General features: G+C 60.1%; 27 protein-coding genes. 5 read left to right on the top strand and 22 right to left on the bottom strand.

The features are described from left to right. The first annotated feature begins 141 nt into the window (after positions 1–141). Both ACUXAC_RS18925 and ACUXAC_RS18920 read left to right on the top strand, forming a co-directional pair. Positions 142–453: a type II toxin-antitoxin system HigB family toxin gene (locus ACUXAC_RS18925; protein ID WP_060424659.1), complete on the top strand. Its 312-nt coding sequence runs from the start codon at positions 142–144 to the stop codon at positions 451–453. Further along, the gene (locus tag ACUXAC_RS18920) at positions 450–872 is read left to right on the top strand and encodes a helix-turn-helix domain-containing protein (RefSeq protein ID WP_049198530.1); all 423 of its coding nucleotides are present in this window, start codon (positions 450–452) and stop codon (positions 870–872) included. Before ACUXAC_RS18925 ends, ACUXAC_RS18920 begins: the two co-directional genes overlap by 4 nt. A gap of 5 nt (positions 873–877) precedes the next feature. On the opposite strand, the gene ACUXAC_RS18915 is transcribed toward ACUXAC_RS18920, so the two are convergent. The 10 genes from ACUXAC_RS18915 to ACUXAC_RS18870 form a co-directional block, all read right to left on the bottom strand. Then, positions 878–2,794 (bottom strand): BglG family transcription antiterminator, encoded by a 1,917-nt coding sequence (locus ACUXAC_RS18915; protein ID WP_089186491.1) that lies wholly within the window; start codon positions 2,792–2,794, stop codon positions 878–880. A 51-nt stretch (positions 2,795–2,845) separates the two neighbouring features. Further along, positions 2,846–4,060: a lactonase family protein gene (locus ACUXAC_RS18910; RefSeq protein ID WP_454266822.1), complete on the bottom strand. Its 1,215-nt coding sequence runs from the start codon at positions 4,058–4,060 to the stop codon at positions 2,846–2,848. A 159-nt stretch (positions 4,061–4,219) separates the two neighbouring features. After that, complete coding sequence (gene dagF, locus ACUXAC_RS18905) at positions 4,220–4,960, bottom strand: 2-dehydro-3-deoxy-phosphogluconate aldolase (RefSeq protein ID WP_033648993.1); 741 nt, start codon at positions 4,958–4,960, stop codon at positions 4,220–4,222. Then, complete coding sequence (locus ACUXAC_RS18900; protein WP_049273708.1) at positions 4,957–6,075, bottom strand: DgaE family pyridoxal phosphate-dependent ammonia lyase; 1,119 nt, start codon at positions 6,073–6,075, stop codon at positions 4,957–4,959. The genes dagF and ACUXAC_RS18900 overlap by 4 nt, the downstream gene beginning before the upstream one ends. Further along, on the bottom strand, positions 6,059–7,198 hold the full coding sequence (locus ACUXAC_RS18895; RefSeq protein ID WP_060440973.1) for an amidohydrolase/deacetylase family metallohydrolase: 1,140 nt from the start codon (positions 7,196–7,198) through the stop codon (positions 6,059–6,061). Before ACUXAC_RS18895 ends, ACUXAC_RS18900 begins: the two co-directional genes overlap by 17 nt. 63 nt (positions 7,199–7,261) lie before the next feature. Then, a complete protein-coding gene (locus ACUXAC_RS18890; protein ID WP_048234891.1) occupies positions 7,262–7,912 on the bottom strand; it encodes a DUF4310 family protein in 651 nt (216 codons plus the stop codon). Positions 7,913–7,923: 11 nt separating this feature from the next. Then, positions 7,924–8,700 (bottom strand): DUF4311 domain-containing protein, encoded by a 777-nt coding sequence (locus tag ACUXAC_RS18885; protein ID WP_004937006.1) that lies wholly within the window; start codon positions 8,698–8,700, stop codon positions 7,924–7,926. A 30-nt stretch (positions 8,701–8,730) separates the two neighbouring features. After that, positions 8,731–9,027 (bottom strand): DUF4312 family protein, encoded by a 297-nt coding sequence (locus ACUXAC_RS18880; RefSeq protein WP_004937003.1) that lies wholly within the window; start codon positions 9,025–9,027, stop codon positions 8,731–8,733. Continuing rightward, positions 9,027–9,392 (bottom strand): glycine-rich SFCGS family protein, encoded by a 366-nt coding sequence (locus ACUXAC_RS18875; protein WP_019453148.1) that lies wholly within the window; start codon positions 9,390–9,392, stop codon positions 9,027–9,029. The genes ACUXAC_RS18880 and ACUXAC_RS18875 overlap by 1 nt, the downstream gene beginning before the upstream one ends. Before the next feature lie 36 nt (positions 9,393–9,428). Then, positions 9,429–9,755, bottom strand: coding sequence for a glycine dehydrogenase (locus tag ACUXAC_RS18870; RefSeq protein ID WP_369803947.1), 327 nt, complete (start codon positions 9,753–9,755; stop codon positions 9,429–9,431). A gap of 444 nt (positions 9,756–10,199) precedes the next feature. On the opposite strand from ACUXAC_RS18870, the gene rnk reads away from it, so the two are divergent. After that, a complete protein-coding gene (rnk, locus tag ACUXAC_RS18865; protein ID WP_004936993.1) occupies positions 10,200–10,610 on the top strand; it encodes a nucleoside diphosphate kinase regulator in 411 nt (136 codons plus the stop codon). A 37-nt stretch (positions 10,611–10,647) separates the two neighbouring features. Here the strand turns inward: rnk and ACUXAC_RS18860 are convergent, their stop codons facing one another. Genes ACUXAC_RS18860 through ACUXAC_RS18850 form a run of 3 tightly spaced genes read right to left on the bottom strand, consistent with a single transcriptional unit; the run spans position 10,648 to position 13,761 of the window. After that, positions 10,648–11,436, bottom strand: coding sequence for a sulfite exporter TauE/SafE family protein (locus tag ACUXAC_RS18860; protein ID WP_060424644.1), 789 nt, complete (start codon positions 11,434–11,436; stop codon positions 10,648–10,650). Next, entirely contained in the window at positions 11,429–12,310 is an 882-nt protein-coding gene (locus tag ACUXAC_RS18855) for a formyltransferase family protein (protein WP_454266821.1), read from the bottom strand. Before ACUXAC_RS18855 ends, ACUXAC_RS18860 begins: the two co-directional genes overlap by 8 nt. Further along, entirely contained in the window at positions 12,307–13,761 is a 1,455-nt protein-coding gene (locus ACUXAC_RS18850; protein ID WP_343181502.1) for an FAD/NAD(P)-binding protein, read from the bottom strand. The genes ACUXAC_RS18855 and ACUXAC_RS18850 overlap by 4 nt, the downstream gene beginning before the upstream one ends. 283 nt (positions 13,762–14,044) lie before the next feature. Here ACUXAC_RS18850 and ACUXAC_RS18845 point away from each other — a divergent pair, with 283 nt between their 5' ends. After that, positions 14,045–14,827 carry an AraC family transcriptional regulator gene (locus ACUXAC_RS18845; RefSeq protein ID WP_063988588.1) on the top strand — a complete coding sequence of 261 codons (783 nt, stop codon included), beginning with the start codon at positions 14,045–14,047 and terminating at the stop codon, positions 14,825–14,827. Between the two features lie 4 nt (positions 14,828–14,831). On the opposite strand, the gene cybC is transcribed toward ACUXAC_RS18845, so the two are convergent. The 4 genes from cybC to ACUXAC_RS18825 form a co-directional block, all read right to left on the bottom strand. Further along, positions 14,832–15,218 (bottom strand): cytochrome b562, encoded by a 387-nt coding sequence (cybC, locus tag ACUXAC_RS18840; protein ID WP_038879687.1) that lies wholly within the window; start codon positions 15,216–15,218, stop codon positions 14,832–14,834. Positions 15,219–15,356: 138 nt separating this feature from the next. Beyond that, positions 15,357–16,697, bottom strand: coding sequence for a metalloprotease PmbA (gene pmbA, locus ACUXAC_RS18835; protein ID WP_033648986.1), 1,341 nt, complete (start codon positions 16,695–16,697; stop codon positions 15,357–15,359). 175 nt (positions 16,698–16,872) lie between these two features. Continuing rightward, a complete protein-coding gene (locus tag ACUXAC_RS18830) occupies positions 16,873–17,211 on the bottom strand; it encodes a helix-turn-helix domain-containing protein (RefSeq protein ID WP_033636158.1) in 339 nt (112 codons plus the stop codon). Further along, positions 17,195–17,557 (bottom strand): type II toxin-antitoxin system RelE/ParE family toxin, encoded by a 363-nt coding sequence (locus tag ACUXAC_RS18825; protein ID WP_033636159.1) that lies wholly within the window; start codon positions 17,555–17,557, stop codon positions 17,195–17,197. Before ACUXAC_RS18825 ends, ACUXAC_RS18830 begins: the two co-directional genes overlap by 17 nt. 190 nt (positions 17,558–17,747) lie before the next feature. Between ACUXAC_RS18825 and yjgA the strand changes: the two genes are divergently transcribed. Continuing rightward, positions 17,748–18,296: a ribosome biogenesis factor YjgA gene (gene yjgA / locus ACUXAC_RS18820; protein ID WP_004936968.1), complete on the top strand. Its 549-nt coding sequence runs from the start codon at positions 17,748–17,750 to the stop codon at positions 18,294–18,296. A gap of 30 nt (positions 18,297–18,326) precedes the next feature. Here yjgA and ACUXAC_RS18815 read toward each other — a convergent pair whose 3' ends face one another. The 5 genes from ACUXAC_RS18815 to aaeX all read right to left on the bottom strand — a co-directional run bounded on the left by ACUXAC_RS18815 (position 18,327) and on the right by aaeX (position 22,492). After that, positions 18,327–18,626, bottom strand: a complete 300-nt coding sequence (locus ACUXAC_RS18815) for a barstar family protein (protein ID WP_047730838.1) — start codon at positions 18,624–18,626, stop codon at positions 18,327–18,329. 5 nt (positions 18,627–18,631) lie between these two features. Continuing rightward, complete coding sequence (locus tag ACUXAC_RS18810) at positions 18,632–19,099, bottom strand: ribonuclease (RefSeq protein WP_141960343.1); 468 nt, start codon at positions 19,097–19,099, stop codon at positions 18,632–18,634. A 279-nt stretch (positions 19,100–19,378) separates the two neighbouring features. Then, on the bottom strand, positions 19,379–21,346 hold the full coding sequence (gene aaeB / locus ACUXAC_RS18805) for a p-hydroxybenzoic acid efflux pump subunit AaeB (protein WP_060424633.1): 1,968 nt from the start codon (positions 21,344–21,346) through the stop codon (positions 19,379–19,381). Continuing rightward, a complete protein-coding gene (aaeA, locus tag ACUXAC_RS18800; RefSeq protein ID WP_084827489.1) occupies positions 21,346–22,281 on the bottom strand; it encodes a p-hydroxybenzoic acid efflux pump subunit AaeA in 936 nt (311 codons plus the stop codon). Before aaeA ends, aaeB begins: the two co-directional genes overlap by 1 nt. Positions 22,282–22,288: 7 nt before the next feature. Next, positions 22,289–22,492, bottom strand: coding sequence for a p-hydroxybenzoic acid efflux pump operon protein AaeX (aaeX, locus tag ACUXAC_RS18795; RefSeq protein WP_004936952.1), 204 nt, complete (start codon positions 22,490–22,492; stop codon positions 22,289–22,291). Positions 22,493–22,547: the final 55 nt, after the last annotated feature.

Here is a 22,547-nt window from a genome sequence, read left to right as displayed (position 1 = left end):
CTAACCGCAATAGTGTGCCACGACAGAAACGGGCTGCAGCCGGGTATTTCCCTCTCACTGCGAGCGGGGATGATAAGTTTACAATTTGTGAACACCTAAGGCAGCCGCTATAATGTTCACCAGGCAGGAATCGAGGGAACGATGCATATCATTTCCAGGGAACCGTTCAATAACGCAACGAAGCAATACCCTAATGAAGCCGCTGCTCTCGAGGCCATTTATAAAACGTTGCGACGCGGCGAGTTCCGCACGCCGGACGAGTTAAAAGCGCTTTTTCCTTCGCTCGATCGTATGAAATACAAAGAGAAATGGTGGGTCATTGACGTCGGCGGCAACCACCTGCGAATTTTGTTCTTTGCCAGCTTTGAGACACAGAAAGTATTCATAAAGCACATTGTTAGCCACGCCGAGTACGACAAGCTGATGCAGCACTATCGAAGGAGTTCATCATGATTACAGATGCCATTAAGGCCGCCGATGCGCTGCTGCGCGCCGTGCCCTTATTGCAGGGCAGCGGTTCTCAGCAAGACTACCGGGAAGCGCTCGAATTGGTGGAATATCTGCTGGAAAACGATGAACACCATCCGCTGATTGACATGCTGGCAAAAAAGATCGCCGAATATGAAGATAACGGCGCCGAGTTTACCGCATTCAACCAGCGTATCGCCCAACTCCCGCAGGGGGTGGCCGCGCTTCGCGTATTGATGGAACAGCACCAACTCAGCCAAAGTGATTTTGAACATGAGATCGGCAAAAAGTCGTTGGTCAACCAAATCCTAAGCGGCAAAAGATCGCTGACCATTCCGCACATTATGGCGCTGGCCAAACGCTTCAATCTGCCCCCGGCCCTCTTTCTGCCGGAAGCAGATTAGCCCCCTTAACTCCGGCTCAGGCAGTCCAGCGCCACCGCTTTAAAGCTGTCGAAGCTGTCGCTGCCCAACAGGCGGCTCATTGAGCGTTCACGCACGAAGGTGACGAACAGCTCGTAGATCGCCATCGCCTCTTCATAGTCGCTCTTGCTGATCGCCAGCAGGAAAATCACGTGCGCGACCTCGCCTTCTCCCCAGGCGACGCCCTGCGGCGCCAACAGCGTCACCACCACGGTCTTTTTGGCCAGCAGCCCCAGCGAGTGCGGCAGCGCGATGCCCTCGCCCAGCAGCGTGGAAACGATCGCCTCGCGTTCGACCAGCGACGGATAGAAGTCCGCGCCGACGTACCCTTCCCGCTCCAGCTGGCCGCACACCCGGCTGAACAGCTCCGCCTGCGTCAACGGCTCGTTGAGCACCATGAAATGCTCGGCGTCGAAGAACTTCTCCAGCATGTACGGTCGGGTGCGATCCACCAGCACCAGCTTGCCCAGTTGCTCCAGTTGGTAATCGGTCGGGAACGGCGACATCACCACCACCGGCTTGTTCTTTTCGCCGATGCGGGCGTTGGAAATCACGAAGTCTTCATCGATATGCTCAAGCATCTCGTAATCGCGCAGCGAGACAATGCGCGTCATCACCAGCTGCGGATACTTGCGCGCAATCTGCGCCTGGATCATGCGCACCGTCGAGTTGCCGGTATCGCACACCAGCATCACCTGCGGGTGGCGCTCATAACCGATGTTGTAATGCCGCTCCAGCCCCACGCCGATGTGCAGCACCAGATAGCCGATTTCGTTCTCGCTCAGGGTATAGGGGGTGTATTTGCCCCAGCTGGAGACCGCCGCCAGCGTCACGTCGTAAGCCATCGGATAGTGCTGCTTGATGTTGGCCAACAGCGGATTGGGGATATTGATCTGGTATTTCACCCGCGTAATCATGGTCTTGATATGGGTGAGCAGATCGGCCCGCAGCTGCTCGTCGCCCTGCAGGTTGTAGTTATAGTGTGCGTTGATGTAGGACAGGATGTAGTCCACCAGCGCTTCTTCATCGTCGGCGTTGATCTCGGTCGGCTGCACGTCCTGCACGCGCCGTGCGGCAATGTTGACCCGCAAATAGGCCTCTTCGGCCATCGAGATCTCTTTGCCGGAGGCCGAACGCAGCTCCGCCGCCAGGCGGGTCGACACCTGACGCACCGCGTCGTCGCCGTCTTCCACCTCGAAGTCCGGCAGCGGATAGCCGTCGTTGATGCGCCGCAGCGCCACCGCGCAGTAGAAGATCAGGTACTGCTCGCCCTCGTCGGTCAGGCGAATGGCATATTGCGACAGCAGCGGGTGCAGCAATCCGGCGAACGCCGCTACCTGCGGCTGCAGCAGGATCTCGTTGTTGAGCAGCGGGTTCTCGGCGTCGGCCAGCTGCAGCTGGAACAGCAGATCGGTGAGACAGGCGCGGATCGCCATCTCGGCGCCGAACAGCTTCATGCCGTAGCGCGGCTTGGTTTCGATCGTCAATTGATAGTGCGCCAGACGCTCTCTCACCTCAGCCATGTCGTTTTGCAACGTACCGCGGCTGACGAACCACTCGTCGGCCAAATCTTCCAGTTTGAGGGAGAAGGCTGAGGTCAAAAAACGCACCAGCAGATAATGCACCCGCTCCTGCGCGCTGCGCGGGGTGGCGTGCTTGCGGCGCTCCTGATGCTGCAGAGCGCTGAACAGCGCGGCGTTATCGACCTGCAGGCGATAGCCGGCCCCGCGGCTATGCACGAAACGCGCGCCGTATTTGTCCAGAATCTCGTTCAGCGCGGTGATGTCCGCCCGCACCGTGCGGGTGGACACGGCGAAACGCTTCGCCAGCTCATCCTGCGGCAAAGTCTCGGTTTGCAAAGCATCGAACAAGTAAGCCAAACGCGGGTAAGGAAATCGCACCATTCTGTGTCCGTCAATCAGGCAACCCGCCCGGTGAGCCGGGCGGGCCACGGGTTACTTCGGCGGCGGCAGGAACGCCATTTGCGAGGGGCTGCCGATCGGCAGATAGCCGCCCACAAAGCTGAGTTTGCCGTCCGTCGGGTTTACGCTGAAACGGGTAACGTTATCGCTGCGCTGGTTCAACGCATACAGATAGCGGCCATCCGGGCTCAGCGCCAGCGAACGCGGGTAATCGCCACGCGTCCAGGTTTCCGCCACCGGCTTCAACTCACCGCCGGCGCCCACGCTGAACTGGGCAATGCTGTTATGCAGCCGGTTGGCGACGTACAGCGTGTCGCCGTTCTTGCTGAGCGCCAGCCCCGAAGCGAAGCTGGTGCCCTGATAGTCGGCGGACAATGCGGAAACCGCATGCAGTTGTTTCAGAGTACCTTTTTGGCGATCAAAACGGTAGCTGGTCAACGTCGAGGCCTCTTCGTTCACCAGCAGCACGGTTTCGCCGTCCGGATGGAACACAAAGTGACGCGGCCCCGCGCCGGCGGAAGAGGCGGCGATCCACGGCGGATCGTTCGGCGTCAGCCGGCCGCTCTCGGCGTCAAAGCGCCATTGGTAGATGCGATCCAACCCCAGATCCGTGGAGAACACGAACTTGCCGCTCGGATCGCTGGCGATCATATGGGCATGCGGGCCATTGTGATCGCTGATGGCGAAGCTGCCGTTCACCGCCGCCGCCGGTTTGGCCGCGCCCGCCGGGCCCTGCTGTTGCTGCACCGAGCTGGCGGCGCCCAGGCTGCCGTCCGCTTCGATCGGGAAAGCCGCCACGCTGCCGCTGACGTAGTTGGCCACCAGCAGATGCCGCCCGTCCGGCGTCGATGAGAGATACACCGGCCCCGCCCCCTGCGAATCCACCTGGTTGAGCTGCGTCAGGCCGCCGTCGGCCGGATTGACCCGGTAAGCGGTGATGCCGCCGTGTTTGCCGCCGTTGAAATCGGCCACTTCGCTGGCGACATACAGCGTCTTGCCATCGGCGCCCAGCGTCAGCTGCGCCGGATTCGGCACTTTGCTGACCAGCGTAGTGTGGCTCAGCGCGCCGCTGGCCGGATCGACCTGCACCCGATAAACGCCTTCGCCGTTGGGATTATAGGTGCCGATATAGGCGAAATGAGATGACATGGAATTCATTGCATCCTCAGCATGCAGCGCCGGGCCGGTCACGGCCAGCAGCGCCAGGAACAACGCGGTGCGTCGGGTTGGAGTCTGCCAGTTTCGCATAGTAATCCTCAGTATATATCCGTCATCTTTCAAGCTGCAGCGTTGTTGGCTGCCCGCACTCACCCCAGTCACTTACTTAAGTAAGCTCCTGGGGACTCATGCTCTTGCCGCCGGGAAGCAACTCCAATTATTTAGGGCATACCTCATCCCATTGCGCGTTCAGCCCACCAGCTTTTTGGTCATCGCCAGCAGGGTTTTCACGTCCTGCGGACGCGTGTCGCCGCTGGCGGCGTCGATGATCGAGCTGTAGATATGCGGGATCACGCGTTTCACGCCGGCCGCCAGCGCGATCTCGACGATCGGCTCGTAATTCTCCAGATCGATGCCGCCGGTCGGCTCCAGCATAAAGTCATGCTCGGCGCAGGCCTTGGCTACGTACTGGTACTCGTCCTTGCACTTCAGGCCACCCATCGGGAAATACTTGATCGAGCTGCCGCCCATGTCCTTCAGCAAGGCGATGGCGGTTTCCACCGGCACGATGCCGTCAGGCGCTGCGGCACTCAATGGGCCGGTAGAAATCTTCACCCAGCCGACACGGCCGGTCGGCGATACCAGGCCGTTGACCACGCTGTCGTTCTGGCCCAGCAGAGCGCGGCTGGCGCCGACGCCGGTAAACACCTGGTTAACGTGCTGCGGCTGCACCTGCTGAGCGATCAGGCTGACCATCGCCGACTGTTTCGGATCGCCGGCGCCCAGGCCGACCGAGAGCGCGTTTTCAATCAGGCGCGCATAGCGCAGCATGTCGGTCACCGCGCTGTCGACGTCCGGGTAGTTCTTGGAGAGTACGCCCACCAGCACATGGCCTTCCGCCGCGGCGTAGATGTCCTGCGCGTTGGCTTTGGAGCCGGCCAGCACGTTCAGGCAGACGCGGTCGCGATAGTAGTTAGGCTGCAGCTTCATGCTTGTTTCTCCGTAAACAGGTTTTTGATACAGCTAAAGACGGTCATCAGCTGTTGCTCGTCGACGCTGCGCACGTCGACCTCAATCTTGCCCTCGTTGGCCTTGTAGCCGCGGAAGTAGATGGCAATATCGCCGGTTTTCAGCGCCTGAACGATGTCATAGGTCGACCGCCCCAGCACCGCTTCGTCGAAAGTGATCTCGGCGCGGGCGATATCGCGGCCGGCGCTGTCCCAGACGGTTTTGGCGCTGACGCCGGTCAGGGTGTTGAGGCTATCGAGGAACGGCGTCATCCGCGCCACCATCTGTTGCCCGGTGGTTTTCTCAAGCGTCAGATAGCTTTCAATCGCCTGCGTCAGCCCGAGGATGCCCTCTTTGCCGACCTTCATCGCCCGGCCGATACCGCCGGACTGCAGCTTCACCCACTCGACGTACTGTTTCTTGCCGATAACCAGGCCGCTGGTCGGCCCTTCGATGGCTTTGGCGCCGCTGTAGATCACCAGATCGGCCCCCATCTGGTAGTAACACATCAGATCTTCTTCCGCCGCGGCGTCGACGATCAGCGGCAGGTTATGCTTGCGCGCCACTACCGCCGCCTGTTCGACGGACAGAATGCTTTTCTGCACGCAGTGGTGCGATTTGACGTACAGGATCGCCGCCGTCTGCGGCGTGATGCAGGCTTCAATCTGCTCCGGCGAACATTCGTTGGCGTAGCCCGCCTCCACCACCTTGCCGCCGCCCAGCGCCACCATGGTGTCCACCGGCGCGCCGAAGTTGACGTTGTGACCGCGCGGCAACACGATCTCGCGCGGCACGGCGATCGGCGCCGAGTGCAGGTTCACCAGCAGATTGGCGTTATCTTTGACGATCGCTGCCGCCACCGACTGGGCGATGCCCGCCGAGGCGCAGGAAACGATCACCGCGTCCTCAACGTTGAGCAGATCGGCGATGTAGGCGCCGGTCTTGTTGACCAGATCCTTTATTTCGAAATAGTGATTCAGGCCGTAGTCAACGGCGTCAATCACGTCCTGGCGCGGCGTGGAAACGCCGAGAATGGTCATGCGGCCGGAGGTGTTGATCACCTGCTTCAAACCGTATTTTTCATAAATCGAAGACATGGGCTGCCTCCCCTTGTTCGGTTAATAGGATTTCCCCGGCCACCACCGCGGCCAGCGGCACCAACAGCTGTTCGCCCTCGGCGGTTTGCCCTTCGGCGTCGGCGAACACCTGCGGTTCGCGGCGCAGTTCAAACAGCGTGAAATCAGCGTCATAGCCCGGCTCCAACCGCCCTTTGCCGCTCAGCTGCAGCGCCGACGCGGCGTTCTCCGTCACGCAGGCGATCACCTGCGGCAGCGTCAGGCCGACGCTGAAGAATTTGGACATCACCGTCGCCAGGCTGTGCACCGGCCCGTTCATGCGGTTGCGGCAGTAAATATCGGAGCTGATGGTATGCGGCAAAATGCCCAGCGAGATCGCCTGGCGCGCCACCTCGAAGCTGAAGCTGGCGGTGCCGTGCCCCACGTCGAGCAACACGCCGCGCCGCAGCGCGCGCTGGATCGACTCGCGCAGCGTGCCCGCCGGCGTCAGAATGCGGTTCGGTTTGCCGTTGTAGCAGTGGGTGATGATGTCGCCACGGGTCAGCAGATCGGCGATCTCGTCCAGATTCGGCGGGTTGTTGCCGATATGCACCATCAGCGGCAGCTGGCGGTTTTCCCGCTGGATCTCTTTGGCCAACACCAGTGGCCGGGTGCCGTTCTTGCCCACCACGCTACTGCTCATGCGCGCCTTGATGCCGATGATAAAGCCGGGATGGTTGGCGATGGCCTGGCCGGCCTCGTGCTTGTCGATGTCCGTCAACTCCGCCAGCTCGTTCTGCCGCAGCAGGCCGATGCGCGAGATGTTGAGGAAGGCGAACACGTTGGTTTTGGCGCTGCGCGTCAGCTGATAAAAGGCGTCGATATCGTCGGCGCCGGTGCTGCCGGCATCGACCACGCTGGTGACGCCGCTGGCGACACCGACCCGATCCGGCTCGTCATGGTAAATCGGCGAGTCGGGATAGCAGTGTACGTGCGCATCGATCCAACCGGCGCTCAGGCGGCAGTTGCCCGCCAGATCCAGTTGGCGAACGGCGCTGACGTCCGCCGCCAACCGCCCGACCGAGGCTATTTTGCCGTCTTTCACCGCCAGATCGATCAGCGTGTCGTCCGCCAGCCTGGCGCCTCTGATTACTAAGTCATACATACCGCATTGCTCCTGTTAGCCCGGGCGCCGCCGCAGCATCGGGCGGCGCCTGGCGCAGGCCTCTTAAGAAATGGCTACCGGGAAGATCGCCCCCAAGATCATCGCGCCGAGGATCGCTCCACCGGTGATCGGTTTACCCCAGATATAGAACAGCAGCGCGCCGAGCAGCGAACCGATGCCGATCGGGATCGAGGCGGTCATCGCCGACAGGATGATCAACGGCCCGAGGAAGCGGCCCGACGAGTTGCCCGCGCCCATCATCACGTCCGCCCCGTAGGTGGAGTTGCTCTGATTGATGGTAAATTTGCGCGCCAGGATGATCACGTAACCGATCGCCAGGCCGATGACGAGGCCGGTGGCCAGCGAAGCGGCGAAGTTGGCGACCGGGAACACGATGCCGGCCCCCAGCAGCAGCGCCGGTACGCCCAGCCCGACGCCAGTCTGGATCGCGCCACCGATGTCCAGGATCCCCACCAGCGAGCCTTCGATGATGCGCGCGAACAGGAAGCTGGCGCCGAACGCCGCCACCGCGCCATACACGCCGGTATCCATCCCCGCCCGCAGCATGGAAACGAACGCCACTTCGTTAAAGGCGCCGATGCCGTACAGGTAGTACATGTGCGTCCCGGCGAACACGCCGGAGGACAGCAGGCCAACAAAAATCGGGAATGACCAGTCGGCGTACCAGAAGCCTTTTTGGGTTTGCTCTTCCATCATCCCGCTCCTTATTTACCGCTCAGGGTGTTGTGAATGGCGTCCAGCCAGCCCGGCACGCCGAGGCTGAAGGACTCGAGAACTTTCATGTCGAAGCCGCGGAAGAAGCCGCTCAGCACGAACAGCAGCACGATCACCGCCATCATGATCTTGGTGATCTTGTTCCAGCCACTCTCTTCTACGCCTTTGCCGATCAGAATGCCCAGCACCAGGCCCGGTACGGCGTTGCCCATGATCAGCTGCGCCAGGCCGCCGAAGATGGTGCCCCAGAAGCCGGAACGGCGCCCGGCGTCGATCGCCGCCAGCCAGAAGATCACCGGCATCACGGTGTTCACCAGCAGGTTGGCCGCCGGCACCAGCACCTTGATCGCGGTGACCTGCAGCGCGGCAGGCACGGCGGAAGCGGTGGTATTGAGGAACGCCACCACCAGCATGCCGATGATGCCGCAGGCAATGGCCATTTTTTTCGGATCGTGCAGCGTTTGCGCCAGATTGCGGTTCTTGACCATCAGGGCCGCCGCGCCCCAGTGCGGGATGATGCGGTGGTCGACGTCCTGCGTGAAGGAGCCCGCCGCCACGGAAGACGCCCAGGCGTTGAAGAAGAAGCCCAGACCGAATGAGAAGTGGGAAGCCGGATCGCCCTCGCAGGAATTCAGCTCGCCCAGGGTGCGAAACGCCCCCATGCCCTGTGTTGTCGGTGCGTGGAACATGCGCGCGGCGCCGGCCCCTACGCCGACCCCCACCAGCCCACCGATAATAATCGATTTAAATAAGATGATTAAAAACATCAGTATACCCTTTCATTTATGCTAACGTTTTTATTTCGTGACGAAGACAACCTTCTCGGTATTGATAATGGTTACGTTCACGGTTATTTCCAGAGAAACGGCATAGCTCTTTCTTTCACGCGGCAAAAAGAAGAAAAGAAATTTCTCTTTAGTTATTTTCTCTTCCGCTTTCACTACGCTGACGTCCTGCGGCTCGATACGCAGCAGAATATTGTTGGTGGACTTTAATACCGCGCCCTGCACATTAGCCAAGGCGGAAGCAAAAGCTTTCGCTTTGCTGTCGCCTTTACCCTCCACCTTTACCGATGTGGTATATTGCTCTTTCATTATGGATTGCCATGTTTTTTGACGTAGGCTTCCACCAGTTTCTGGCCCAGCTCTTCTTTATCCATAAAGCCGAAGCCCAGCACGTTGTAGCCTTCGTTAATTGCCGTCACGCCCTCTTCCACCGAACGCATGCCATATTTAGCCTTGTAGCCGTGTTTGGTTTGCGCGGTAATCGCGCCGGCGCCGCCGCTGCCGCAAAAAGAGATGCCCAGCTGCGCGTTTTCCGCTTTCATGACGTCGCCGAGCTTCATGTCCGCCGCGACGCCGGGGATGACCACCGCTTTTCCGCCTGCGCTTTCAACGCCTTGGCCAACTTTTTGCCCTTTGCCCAGACGATCGCCGATCACTACGGTAATTTGACCCATGGTATATTCTCCTGATTGAAATCGATGCGTTAACCGCTATGCGTTATTATCTTTGGCCACTTCGAAGTGCACTGACAGCAAATAGGCTTCTTCGATAGGCAATGTGCCAAACTGATTCACCACGCGCTCCGCCATTTGCATGGATTCGGCAGAGATTTCGTCGAACAACGATTTATCCACCTCCGGCAACGGCTCACCGGTTATTGAACGCAGCACCATGGCGCGAATATGCGATTCCAGCATCTGTTGCTGCACCGCATTGGTATAAATATTTTCAGCATTCAGCATCGCGGTAATATCCGCCAACACCCGAGCAGCGATCGCTCCGGCTTCGCTGACATCGGATTGTTCAATTTCTTTTATCGAAGCAGATCCATCATTCACTTTTCAGTACCCCTAGATCCTACATTAATCAGTAAGCCGTAAAGCGCATCACCTGAATAACCCGCTTTCTGTGATGTCTTTACCCTACCCTCGGTAGGATTTTCTGTGTAGACCGGTTTTTTCCAGTTCGAAGTGGAAATCGAATGACGCGCCGGGATCCATTTCGCAAAACGGCGCGGCGGTGAAAAAGTCAATGAGATAACAAATAGATAACCGGGCTAACCGTTTCTTTTGCCACGATTGACGATAAAAGCCTTCGTGATCGGGATCTCTTTCTTTTCTCGCCCCAACCGCCTACTATCAATAGGACAAATCGACATTACCCACACCCCCGCTCCTCTGGCGCGGGGGTGTTGCTTTGTGTTGTTTTTCCGAATTTATGGGTGCACAGACTGGCACCCTTTGATTTGACTGGAGAGTGGAATGACCAAACCCATCATTACTATTAATGAGCTGGATGCGGAACGCCTGGATGCGCTATTGGAACAACCGGCCTTTGCCAACACCGACGTCGCCGCCGCGCTGAACGACGAGTTGGATCGCGCGGAAATCCTGCCGCCGGAGAAAATGCCGGCCAACGTGGTGACCATGAACAGCCGCGTGCGTTTTCGCGATCTGCACACCGATGAAGAGCACGTGCGCACGCTGGTTTACCCGGCATCGCTGAAAGACAGCCACGATCAGCTGTCGGTAATGGCGCCGCTGGGCGCAGCGCTGCTCGGCATGCACGTCGGCAAGCAGATCTCCTGGCAATTGCCGAACGGTGAAGAAGCGCGGATTGAAGTGCTGGAATTGCTGTACCAGCCGGAAGCGGCGGGCGAATACCACCGTTAAGCGGTTCTCAGGGCGGCATCCGGCCGCCCTTTCTGTTTCAGAGGCAAATAGCGATCAGCACGGCGATCAGCAGCAGCACGTAGATTTTGGCATGCAGCGCATCGCTCACCTTAGGCAAACAGCGCCTGGCAAACACGATCCCCGCAATCCCCGCGACCACCAGCAACCCCAGAATGTTCAGATTGACGTAGCCCAGATACTGCGGCCCGCTCATCTCGTGCCACCCCAACACGATATACATCAGCGCCCCGATCACCGCCACCGGGATCGACAGCGGATTAGCGGCGCTGACGCAATACTTCATGTCGTAACCATGGCGGCGCAGCAGCGGCACGGTCATCACGCTGCCGCCCACCCCCAGCAGGGTGGCGATGCCGCCGATCAGCGGCCCACCGCCCCACAGCGTAACGGGGGACAGTTCGGCGCGCGCCGGTTTGATCAAAAAACCCCGGCGGAACAGGCAGTCGGCGATGGTCACTGCCATATAGACCACAAACAGCCCGCGGATCACGCCGTCCGCCAGCAGTGAAGAGGCGAACGCGCCCAGCGCCGCGCCGATGCCGATGAAAAAGATCAGCGGCACGATGGTTTCACGCAGCAGGTTGCCGCTGCGCCAGTTGGTCAGCGTGGCGTAACTCGCGTTGAGGATCATCACCGCCGTCGAGGTCGCCACCGCGATATGCATCGCCTGGCCGGGCTGCTCGCCCGATGCGGAGATCAGGTGATAGACGAAAGGCACCACCACAAAGCCGCCGCCGAAGCCGAACAGAATGGTGGTGATGCCGGTCAGAAAACCGGCACCCAGTACAATCAAGGTTTCAATCATGGCCGTGCGCCCGCACGAAGTCGTCGAACCCGGCGCAGAACTGCCCCGCCAGCGGGTGGAAACGATCGCCGACGAACAGCCCCAGATACTGCTCTCGCACGGCGTCATGGTCCACCAGCTCAATGCCCGCCTGCTCTGCCTGCGCCAGCGTCTGCGCGTCCGGGAAGCCCCAGTAGCGCGAATCGCCCTGCTTTTCCGCCGCTATCGCTTCGCTATGCTCCGCCCACATCAGCTGGCGCGCCAGGAAAGTGCCGCTCTGCACGCCCAACAGCATCATGTTTTCCAGGAACGACAGATCGTGACGCAGCTCGGCGGGCAGGCGGGCGATCACCGGGCCGGCGTCCCAGTGCTCATCCATTTCATGCAGCGTTACCGCACAGTCCCTGTCACCGTTCATCATCGCGCGGAACAGCGTCATCACCCCGCGATAGCGCGGCAAATCCCCCGGATGCAGGTTCCAGAGCAGCTTGCCGCGTCGGCTGAAGGCGCGCACATAGTCGGCGGAGAATTTCTGATAACAGCGCAGGGAGATCACCCCATCCATATGCCCCAGGCTGCTGATAAACGCGGTGTCGTTGATGTCGAGAACGCGATGCGCTTTGACCCCGGCGGCGGCCAGGAACAGCGCCGGCGGCTGATAGGCGCCCTCGCAGGCGGCGGCGTTGCGGCCCACGAACGGGAACACGAAATCGTTCAGCACTTCGCGCTCATACAGCCCCAGGCGGCGAACAGCCGGCTCCTGCGTGCGCCCGGCGCTTTTCGCCAGGGGGAAATACACCGTAAAGGCACACTCGTCCTTCAGGGCGGCGATCAGATCCTGACACACCAGCCAGGAGAAAATGTCGTTGCCGACAAAGAGCGCTACGTTTTTCATACTTCAGCCTTCTTTGCGTTGAAAATAGGGTTGTTAAACACGATCTTGCTAATATCCCGCGTGATGGACTCCATCGCCGAGGTGTAAAACAGATCGCCCTTGGCGGGCGCGCCGAGCGAGTAGAGATGCTGCTCGCGGCCGCGCCGGTCGGCGATTTTCAGCGTGTGCGGGTTGCACTTCACGCCGCCGAACAGGTTCTCTTGCACCAGCCCGTCTTGCAGCAGCTGATGGCTCAGGCGGTTGGGCGGCAGTTGATAGGAAGGCGTGGTGCAGTTGAACAGATACTGCGCGTGCACCCGCGTCTCATGGCAACGGAGGGTAAACCCATCCGCTCCCTTGCAGATATCCGCCAGGCCGCCGCAGGCGCGCAGGCGTTGGCTCTCCAGCGCCGCCACGATCTTGTTGGCGTTCTTGATCGGCATGGCGTGCCGATTGCGCATCCAGGAGGAGTTGTAAAAGCGCATGAAGACCTGCCGGTTGTTGGCATCCATCTTGACCCAGGCGGCGCACACCGCCGGGTGGATCGCCGCCAGATAGCTGCAAATATGCTCCCGGGCAAAACGCGCGCGATCGAGGCTGTCTGCCAGATCGCGATAGCAATCGCGCCTTTCCCCCAGCGCCGAGAGCACCGTCAACCGCTCCGGCCCCGGATAGTGGCGCGCCAGCGCGGCATTGATCGCATGCACCAGCTGATGCGCGTCAATGAAATCGCAGCCGGCGACAAAGCGCCGCACCCCCTCCACAAACGCCTCCGGCGGCGGACGCATCAGCGCCGGCTGCACGCTGGGGAACAGGCCCGAGCGCGATAAAGCGCAGATGTCGGTCGCCCCCAGGCGCTCCATCAGCTCTACGATGGCGTCAATCGCCGTCAGGCTGCAGCCGATCACGCCGATGGTCGAATAAGGGTTGATCGGCGGCAGATCCTGGTGGGCCTGATAGGCGATCACCCCGTCCACCGGATAGAGACATTCCGGCGGGTTGTGCCCTGAGCACAGCACCAGCGCGTTCATCTGCTCGGCGCCGCCGCAGGCGGTGGTCAGCCGATAGCCGGCTTCGTGCGGCGCGATGGCATTCACTTCGGCGGTCACGAAATTCAGCGTCACATTACTGTCCGCCGCCATATAAATCGTCATGTCGCGAATAAAATCGAGATATTCCCGATACAGCCAGCGCGGCGGATAACGATCCTGGCAAAACTGCGGGAAATGCATGGCAATCCAATCAACAAAGTGCGCATCGTCGAAAATATCCGCCGACATGTTTTCCGGCGTCATATTTAATATATGGCTGTCAAAATCGCTGCTGTATGCCATACCGCCTTTGAAGCCCTGCTTGTCGAAAACCTTCAGGGAAAGCGGTCTTTTGCAATGATTAACCGACTTATTTTTTATAAAGTTATACGCAAAAGAGATCCCGGCGGCTCCGCCGCCAATCACACCGAACTTATACATGAAATATCACCTTATAGTCATTGAACTGCACTAAGAACTATTGCTTCAGGTGTTGGAATAAAATGACGCTTTATTCCTTATTAACTTCTTGTATTGCGAGAACGAGAACGTTCGTCCCACCCCGGTGTGAAAACTTGCATGGGTTGCCTGGCCGATAAAATAGCGGCGCCCCGAACAAGCGTTATTTTTCTGCCCCGATAGTAGGGCGACGGCCGTTGGCTTGCTTTATATGAAGGGCCAACTATCATTGCGTTTCGGCCAATCTGCCCGCCAAAGAGGACACATGCGCAATGTCCGCATTGATGACATCGACCACGTAACGCGCGCGGTGATCGCCATCGGCACCGACTACCCACCGGGGCATCTGCTGCCGATGCACAGCCACCGGCGCGCGCAGTTGCTGTACGGCGCCACCGGCGTCATGCACGTTTTCACCCAGCAAGGCAATTGGGTCGTCCCGCCGCAGCACGCGGTGTGGCTGCCGCCGCAGATGCCGCACGCGGTGAGGATGGTCGGCGTCACCACCCGCAGCCTGTACCTCGAACCCGGCGCGTTGCCCGCCGAACGGCCGCAGGTCTGCCAGGTGGTCAGCGTCACTCCGCTGATGCGTCAGCTGTTGATGGCGGCGGTGGATATGCCGCTGGAGTATGAACAAGAGGGGCGCGACGGAGCGCTGGCGACGCTGCTGCTGCATGAGCTGGCTAGGCTGCAGCCTTTGCCGTTGCACATCCCGCTGCCCGCCGATCCTCGGCTGGGCGAGCTGTGCCACGCCTTTTTGCAGCACCCCGATGCCCACGACTCCGCGCAGCGGTGGGCGCCTCGCCTGTACATGAGCATTCGCACCTTCAGCCGCTTCTTTCGCGCACAGACCGGCCTGCCGTTTTCGCAATGGCGCCAGCGCGCCTGCGTGGTGCTGGCGTTGGCGCTGCTGGCCGAAGGGCGCAGCGTGACGCAGGTGGCGATGGAGATGGGATATGACAGCAGCGCGGCGTTTTCAACCATGTTTCGCCGCGTGCTGGGGCAGGCGCCCTCCTCCTATCTGACGGAAGACGGGCGCGACGGTTGACGGGTTAGCGGAATTTCTTGTGGTTGGCGTCGCGGGTCTGTTTGAACCCCTGCGCCAGCTGCTTCGCTTCGGCGACTTTGCCCTGGTTGGCCAGCGCCAGCGCCTGATCGATCTGGCCGATCAGGGTATCCAGCCCGTGGCGGAAATCTTTCATTTCCGGACTGTCGGCGGCTTTGTCCTCCAGCTTCGGCGGAGTGCCCTGTTTGGCGTCCTGCGCGGCGGCGCGCATGTTTTGCAGGCTCTGTGTGAGGGTAGCGGCGGAATCGGTATTCAGCACCGTTTTGTAGTTTTCCGCCAAGGTGTCCATATCGTCGCCCAGATCGGCGGCGGCCGCCAGCGAACTGGCCGCCAGCAGCGTCAACGCCGCCAGCGCTTTCAGGGTATTCTGCATGTTTGCTCACCTTCCAGTTATTGTTTTAATTAACCCACCGATACCATAGGCAAGGCCGGGCAAAACCGAAACCGGAGATTTGTAAGCAAGGTTGAGACGGGATAACGCGCGGCCGGCGAGCGCCGGCCGCGCAGAGGTTCACTGACCGGCGATCTTCATTTCCGGCAGCAGCACCGAACCGCACTGGATATTGCTGCGGGTTTCGATATCGCTGCCGACGCTGACGATATTGCGCAGCATGTCTTTCAGGTTGCCGGCGATGGTGATCTCGCTGACCGGATATTGGATCTCGCCGTTTTCCACCCAGAAACCGGCGGCGCCGCGCGAGTAATCGCCGGTGACGCCGCTGACGCCCTGGCCCATCAGCTCGGTCACCACCAGACCGGTGCCAAGCTGTTTCAACATGCCGGCGAAGTCCGCACCCTGCCCGGCAATGCGCCAGTTATGGATGCCGCCGGCATGGCCGGTGCTGTGCAGGCCCAGTTTGCGCGCCGAGTAGCTGGTCATCAGCCAGGTTTGCAGCACGCCGTCCTTGACGATATCGCGCCGCTGGGTGCGCACGCCCTCGCTGTCGAACGGCGTCGACGCCAGCCCTTTCAGCAGGTGCGGATGCTCCTCAACGGTCAGCCACGCCGGCAGGATCTGTTTGCCGAGCGAGTCCAGCAGGAAGGTCGACTTGCGGTAAACGCTGCTGCCGCTGATGGCGCCCACCAGATGGCCGAACAGCCCGGTGGCCACCTCGGAGGCGAACAGCACCGGTGCCTTCATGGTCGACAGTTTGCGCGGCGCGAGGCGCGCCAGCGTGCGGCGGGCGCACTCCTGCCCCACCCATTCGGGGCTTTGCAGATCGCCCATCGCACGGCCGATGGTGTAAGCGTAATCTCGCTCCATATCGCCGTCCTGCTCAGCAATGACGCAGCTGGACAGCGAGTGGCGGCTGGAACAGTAGCTTTGCAGCATGCCGTGGCTGTTGCCGAACACCTTGATGCCGTAGTGGCTGTTGAAGCTGCCGCCTTCGGTGTTGGTGATGCGCTTGTCCGCCGCCAGCGAAGCCTGCTCGGCACGCGCCGCCAGCTCGATGCCGCGCTCGGCGTCCAGTTCGATCGGGTGGAACAGATCGAGATCCGGCGCCTCGAACGCCAGCAGATCTTTCTCCGCCGGGCCGGCGCAGGGATCTTCAGAGGTGTAGCGCGCGATATCCAACGCCGCCTGCACGGTGCGGGCGATGGCGTCCGGGCTGAGATCGGTAGAAGAGGCGCTGCCTTTGCGCTGACGGTGATACACGGTAATGCCCAGCGCGCCATCGCTGTTGAACTCGACGTTTTCCACCTCGCCGAAGCGGGTACTGACGCTGATGCCGGTCGATTTGGTGACCGCGACTTCCGCCGCGTCGGAACCGGCGCGGGCCAGCTCCAGCGCCTGAGAAACGGCCTGTTCCAGCGCCTTGCGCTGTTCTGCAACTTGAGTGACTACTTTCATCAATCTGCCATAATTAATCAGAAAATCGTTGAGAAAAGTGCCGGAGCGGCGTAGTTGTGCACGCGGGGCGGCGCGCAAAAATCCTGAGATCTCTGCCGTTGAGTCTAACAGGAACCGCGTTGAATTTCGCATAAAGCCGAACGGCAAAGCCGGGATAACATGCAAAAGCCGCGCATTACTCGACGATCAGTTTTACCGACTTGCCGATATTCGCCATCATGTTGACCAACGCGTCCAGCGTGAACTTCTCGGTTTTCTGATTCACCACGTCGGACACGCGCGGCCGGGAAGTGTGCAGATAACGCGCCGCCTCCTCCTGGCGATAACCTTCTTCCTCAATCCACGCGCTAATCTCACCCATCAGCTGTTTTTTCAGTGCGATAAGCTGCGCAATTTCCGCATTGGACTGCGCTTGCAATTGCCGAGCCTCGTCGGCGGAAAATCCCAGATCCGCAAACACATTGCCGCCTGCGGGCGTAACGTGGCGTGAACCGGTATCAATCGGTTTGGTCATGACCTTTACTCCGCTCATTAATAACCGCGTCATAACGCGCTTTGATTATCTGAATATCGTGGCGGCTGGTTTTCTCCGTCTTCTTCTGAAAGCTGTGCAAGACATAGATCGCTTCGCTGAACTTTGCCACATAGACCACCCTGAACGCGCCGCCGGTGGCATATAAACGGATTTCGATAACGCCGCTTCCGCAGCTGACCATCGGTTTCCAATTACCGGGTTCCAGACCTCTTTGCACTTTACTCAGTTCAAATCCTGCCGCTTTTCGCGCATCGATTGGAAAGGCCAGCAAATCCGCTAACGATGAACCGCGCCAATCAATGGCTTTCTCGATGCCATCATCCATGAATACCACCTCCTTTTGTATAAAACTTTATACAAACATGGTGATAAAAACAACAGCATGAATTCAGAGGACAGGTGCCAAGACATGATTGTGCCCCAGCGCGGCAGCTATACTCAGTTTGCTCAAGGCACGCAATTGGCGGGTTGCCGGACAACCTGTTAGGATTAGCCTCTTTTTAACGGAGCCTACCATGAACAAACAGCCTGAAGACTGGCTCGACGATGTCCCGGAGAATGAAAACGAGGACGATGACGAGATTATCTGGGTCAGTAAAAGTGAGATTAAACGTGATGCCGAAGCGCTGAAAGACCTGGGGGCCGAAATGGTCGATCTGGGCAAAAACGCGCTGGACCGCATTCCGTTGGACGAAGATCTGCGTGCCGCCATCGAGCTGGCGCAAAAGATCAAGAAAGAGGGCCGTCGCCGTCAGCTGCAGCTGATCGGCAAGATGCTGCGCGCCCGCGATATCGAGCCGATCCAGACCGCGCTCGACAAGCTGAAAAACCGCCACAACCAGCAGGTTTCGCTGTTCCATAAACTAGAAGCGCTGCGCGACCGCCTGGTGGAAGAAGGCGATGACGTCATTCCGTCGATCCTGGATCTGTATCCGGCCGCCGATCGCCAACAGCTGCGTTCACTGGTGCGCAACGCGCAGAAAGAGAAGGCCGCCAACAAGCCGCCTAAGGCTTACCGCCAAATCTTCCAATACCTGCGCGAGCTGGCCGAAGCGGCCGACTAAGCGCCGCCGCCATCCCGGGATGAAGCCGTTTCATCCCCGGTGATGGGCCGGCTCGCCGCTGCTTTCACGGATATTGAAGCGCAGGCTGCCTTCCAGCTCTTCTTCCGCCTCTTCAAACAGCAGAATGATCGCGCCGAAACGACGCTTGCTGCGGGCATTCAGGTGAGTGAACTCGATTTCCACCGGCAGGCCGATATCGCCGGTCACCACGTCCCACAGCGCGTCGAGGTTGGCGCCGAACCCCTCGTCCAGCGCAAACTTGCGCGCGAAATCGCGGTAGAAGGCCGGCACATCCTGGATCTGTTCAAAATCAAACTCTACTTTTGCCATCAAACTCACTCCACACGAATGAAGTTTTTGTAATGGTCGCGCGTGACGAAGATCAGACCGTCGCTCGAATACAGCAGGCGATCGGCGCCGCGCCGGCCACACTGGTAATTGATGTCCGCTTCGCGCCAGACCCGGCCGCCGGCGGTCGGCAATTGCCCTTCACGGTTAGAGAATCGATCGCCGCCAATCGCCTTGCCCGGCAATACCGCACAGAGGTTGCCTGAACGCGGATCCCAGCCCTGCTCGCGCGCCTGCTTCTTGGTGACGTAGTAATCCGGCAGCCGCTGATGCTGCTGCAGGTAACTCACCACCGTTTGCTGCTGCGTGAGCCGATCGATGCTCTGCTGCTGCCCCGCCGGGGCCTGGACCACCGCCGGATTGCCGCCGATCGCACGGTGCTCGTTGCCGCGCAGCGCGCTGAAGACGGCGATAACCACGGCGATGACAATCGCCACCAGAATCCGCTTGTTCATGACATTCCCTGAAATTATGCCGCCGAAGGCGCCGCAGCTCCCCCAGGCTAGTTAGGTATATAGTCGACCTGGATGAAACTAAGATGACCGGCAAGTAACGTTTTCGCGGCGGCTAAGGTTTCATCCATTCATGACAATGATGCCACTTTCCAGCCGTTCTGGCACTCGGAGTCTCTCTGAAAACGGGCCGCCTCTTATGAGACGGCCGCCGTACCAGGCGCTGCTTTCAGTATAGTCAGGGAAGGCGCCGCATAACGCGGCGCAAAAGGCGGGAACGCATCAATCGATCAAGGCGTGGCGATAGCGATGCAGCATGTCGGCCAGGCGTTTCACCGGCCCGGTGACGCTGAGCGGCGCCTGATTGTCCACCAATTTTTGCTGGTACTCGTTCATTTCACCCAGCAAGCGATCGTAGTAATAGGCGCGCTTGACGTCGTTCTTGGCCGAGACCACCCGATCGGCGGTGCTGCGGATCTGGCGGTGGAAGGCCGACAGCTCTTCGCTGACCGGGATTTCCGCCCGCTGCATACGCTGGTGGGCGATGATCAGGTTCAGCGCCAGACGATACTTGGCGATATCGTTCGGGAACATCATCAGCAGCTGGTTGAGCTGTTGATACAGCGCTGGCAGGTGGTTCTGCCGACGGCGCGCCGCCTTGGTGGTCAGCGCCGACACCGCGCTGCTGACGAACTGGTTGAGCAACGTGCGGCCGGTGCGCTCGCGCGAATTGTCGCGGATCAGCAGCAGCACCATCAACCCGACGCAGCTGCCGAGGAACTGGCCGAGCGCCCCATCGAGAAACTGGGTGACGTTGAACTCCATCGGGTTGCTCAGCACCAGAATGTTGATCGTCCCCGCCAGCAGCCCCAGCGAACCGAGCCGCCGCTTCTGCACCTCGATGCCGATGAAAAACGCCAGCAGGCCGAGGCTGAGACACAGCAGCAAAATGCTCTGCTGCGTCGCCGGCAGGATCACCATGAAGAACAGGGAACCGACCGGGATCGCCGCCAGCATGCCCAGCACGAAATCCATCGCCACCATGCGCGGCGCCGGGGTGCGCATCGCCAGCGAGGTGATTACCGCGATGATCACCATAAAACCGCTGCCGGACGTCCAACCGGTCCACAGCCACAGCAGGCTGCCGAACGCCGTGGCCACAAAGGTGCGCAGGCCGTTGATCATCGCGTGATGCCCTTCCGCCGAGGTCGGCTTGACCACGGTTTCATTGCTCAACACACCCTCTTCCACCGCGCTGATGCTGCCGTTGGTGTGTACGCCCTTCGACAGCAGCAGGTAGCGCGTCGCCGCGCCGACCCAGCCGGTGAGGGTCGGCAGCGTTTCATCGGAGCGATGCGTGGTCAGCACCTGGCGCAACAGCTTCATGCGCTTGTGGATCTCCTGCGGGGTTTCCGCCGGCACCATCAGTTGCTCCCGCAGGCTCGCTTGCAGCGCGTTCGGGTGATTCAGCAGGATCAGATAGGTTTCGCAAGCCTGGGTGATCAGCGTCAGCGACAGGGTATGCAGCGCCTTCACCCGACGGTTGACCTTCTGCCAGCGCGAGGACTCCATCATCAGGTTGTTGCGCATGCCATCCAGCGCCGTGGTGCTCTTGACCAGATTGCTCCAGGCACGGTCAATGTCTTCTTTGTCGGCGTTGCTGATGCACATCTGCATCAGGCGATATTGATCCACCAACAGCTGATCCACCGCCCGATCGATGTCCTGCTTGATCGAACGCGGCGAGAACAGCAGATCCGCCAATACGGCGCTGACGATGCCCAGCACGATCTCGCTGCAACGCTCGATGGCGAACTGCGGCGCTTCCAGCAGATGGGCCTCGCTGGTGGCGACCGTCACGATGATGATCAGCGCGGTATAGCCGGCCAGGCCCCAGGCGTAGGAGTTCTCGACCTTGATCAGCGAAGAGAGCCAGGTGCAGAAGCCGGCCCAGATGCAGCACAGCAGCAGCATCACCACCGGCGCACGGGCGGTGGTGATGATAATGATCAGGCCGACAAAGCAGCCGATAAAGGTGCCGATGATGCGCAGCCAGCCGCGGTGGCGGATGGCGCCGGAGAAGGGTTCACCGCCGGCGGCAAAGGCCGGGCCGGCGGCGACGATGGCGGCGGTCATCGCCGACCAGCGCGGGGTTTCCAGGTTGAGATGGAAACCGACGAACAGCGCAAACACAATCGCGAAGCTGAGTTTGAAGGCAAACCTCAGCCGGATAAAGGTTGGGCTGTTCATTAGCCGAACTCACGCAGCCGGTGCATCAGGCGCACAAAGGGCGAGCCGCTGTCGGCATTGCGATCGTTCTTGCCGACGATCACCACGGTGGCGGTGGTGCCGGCCGGGTACGGATGCTGTTGGTCCTTGGCGTCCAGCAGGATCTTCACCGGCACGCGCTGCGCCAGGCGCACCCACTCCAGGTTGCTGTCGATCGAGGCCAGCCCTTTGCTGTTGACCGTGCTGCTGCTGTTGTTTACCGCCGCCGCCACGCTGTCGACGGTGCCGTGCATGATGCGATTGCTGCCGAGCGGGGTGATCTCCGCGCGGTCACCCTTATTCAGGCCGGTCAGCTTGGTTTCTTCCAGATAGGCCAGGATGTAGAAGGAGTCTTTCTTCACCAGCGCCACCGCCACCGAGCCGCGGGTGATGTATTCGCCGGCGTGGACGTTGAGGTTGGTGATCCAGCCATCGGCCGGGGCACGCACCGTGGTGCGCTCCAGATCCAGCTGCGCCAGCTCGCGCGCCGCCACGGCCTTCGCCAGCTGGTGTTGCACGGTCTGCAGCGAGTTGTTCGACTGGTCGATTTCTTCCTGCGACATCGCCTGCACGCCCAGCTTGACGCGGCGGCCGGCCTCGCGCCGTTTTTCCGCCGCCAGCGTTTGATAGTAGGCGACGTCGGCACCGGCTTCCGCCAGCGCCTGCTCATAGCGCGGCCGATCGACCACGAACAGCACCTGGCCTTTCTTCACCAGCTGGTTGTCCACCACCGGCACTTCGGTCAGCAGGCCGCTGACGTCCGGCGCGATCGCCACCACGTCGGCGGTGAACTTGGCGTCACGTGTCCACGGCGACTCGGTGTAGAACACCCAGGCCTTGAACACTGCAACGATACCCAGCAGCACAAGAATCAAAGTGATCGCGATTCGGGTTATTTTTATCGAAAAATTTTTCACAGCGACCTCAAACAAAAAGACATGAAATCAGATAAAACAAGCAGCAATACAGCGCGGTGTTAAACAGCGCCGGATGCCAGACAAAATCGTAAATCCCCGTCGGCTGCAGCAGGCGGCGCAAGAGAAAAAACAGCGCCAGCGACACCAGCAGCTCGAAAAACACCGGCGGAAACGACAGTCCGAAGATGACCATAACCGGAAGCAAACTCATCACTTTTTCCTTATTGTTCACTACGCCGGGGAAAGACACATCTCGCCATTCACAT

Source organism: Serratia sp. 121840015-1 (genome assembly GCF_053627655.1).
Note: the sequence above shows the minus strand (reverse complement) of the source record. Positions and strands in the feature narration are given on the sequence as shown.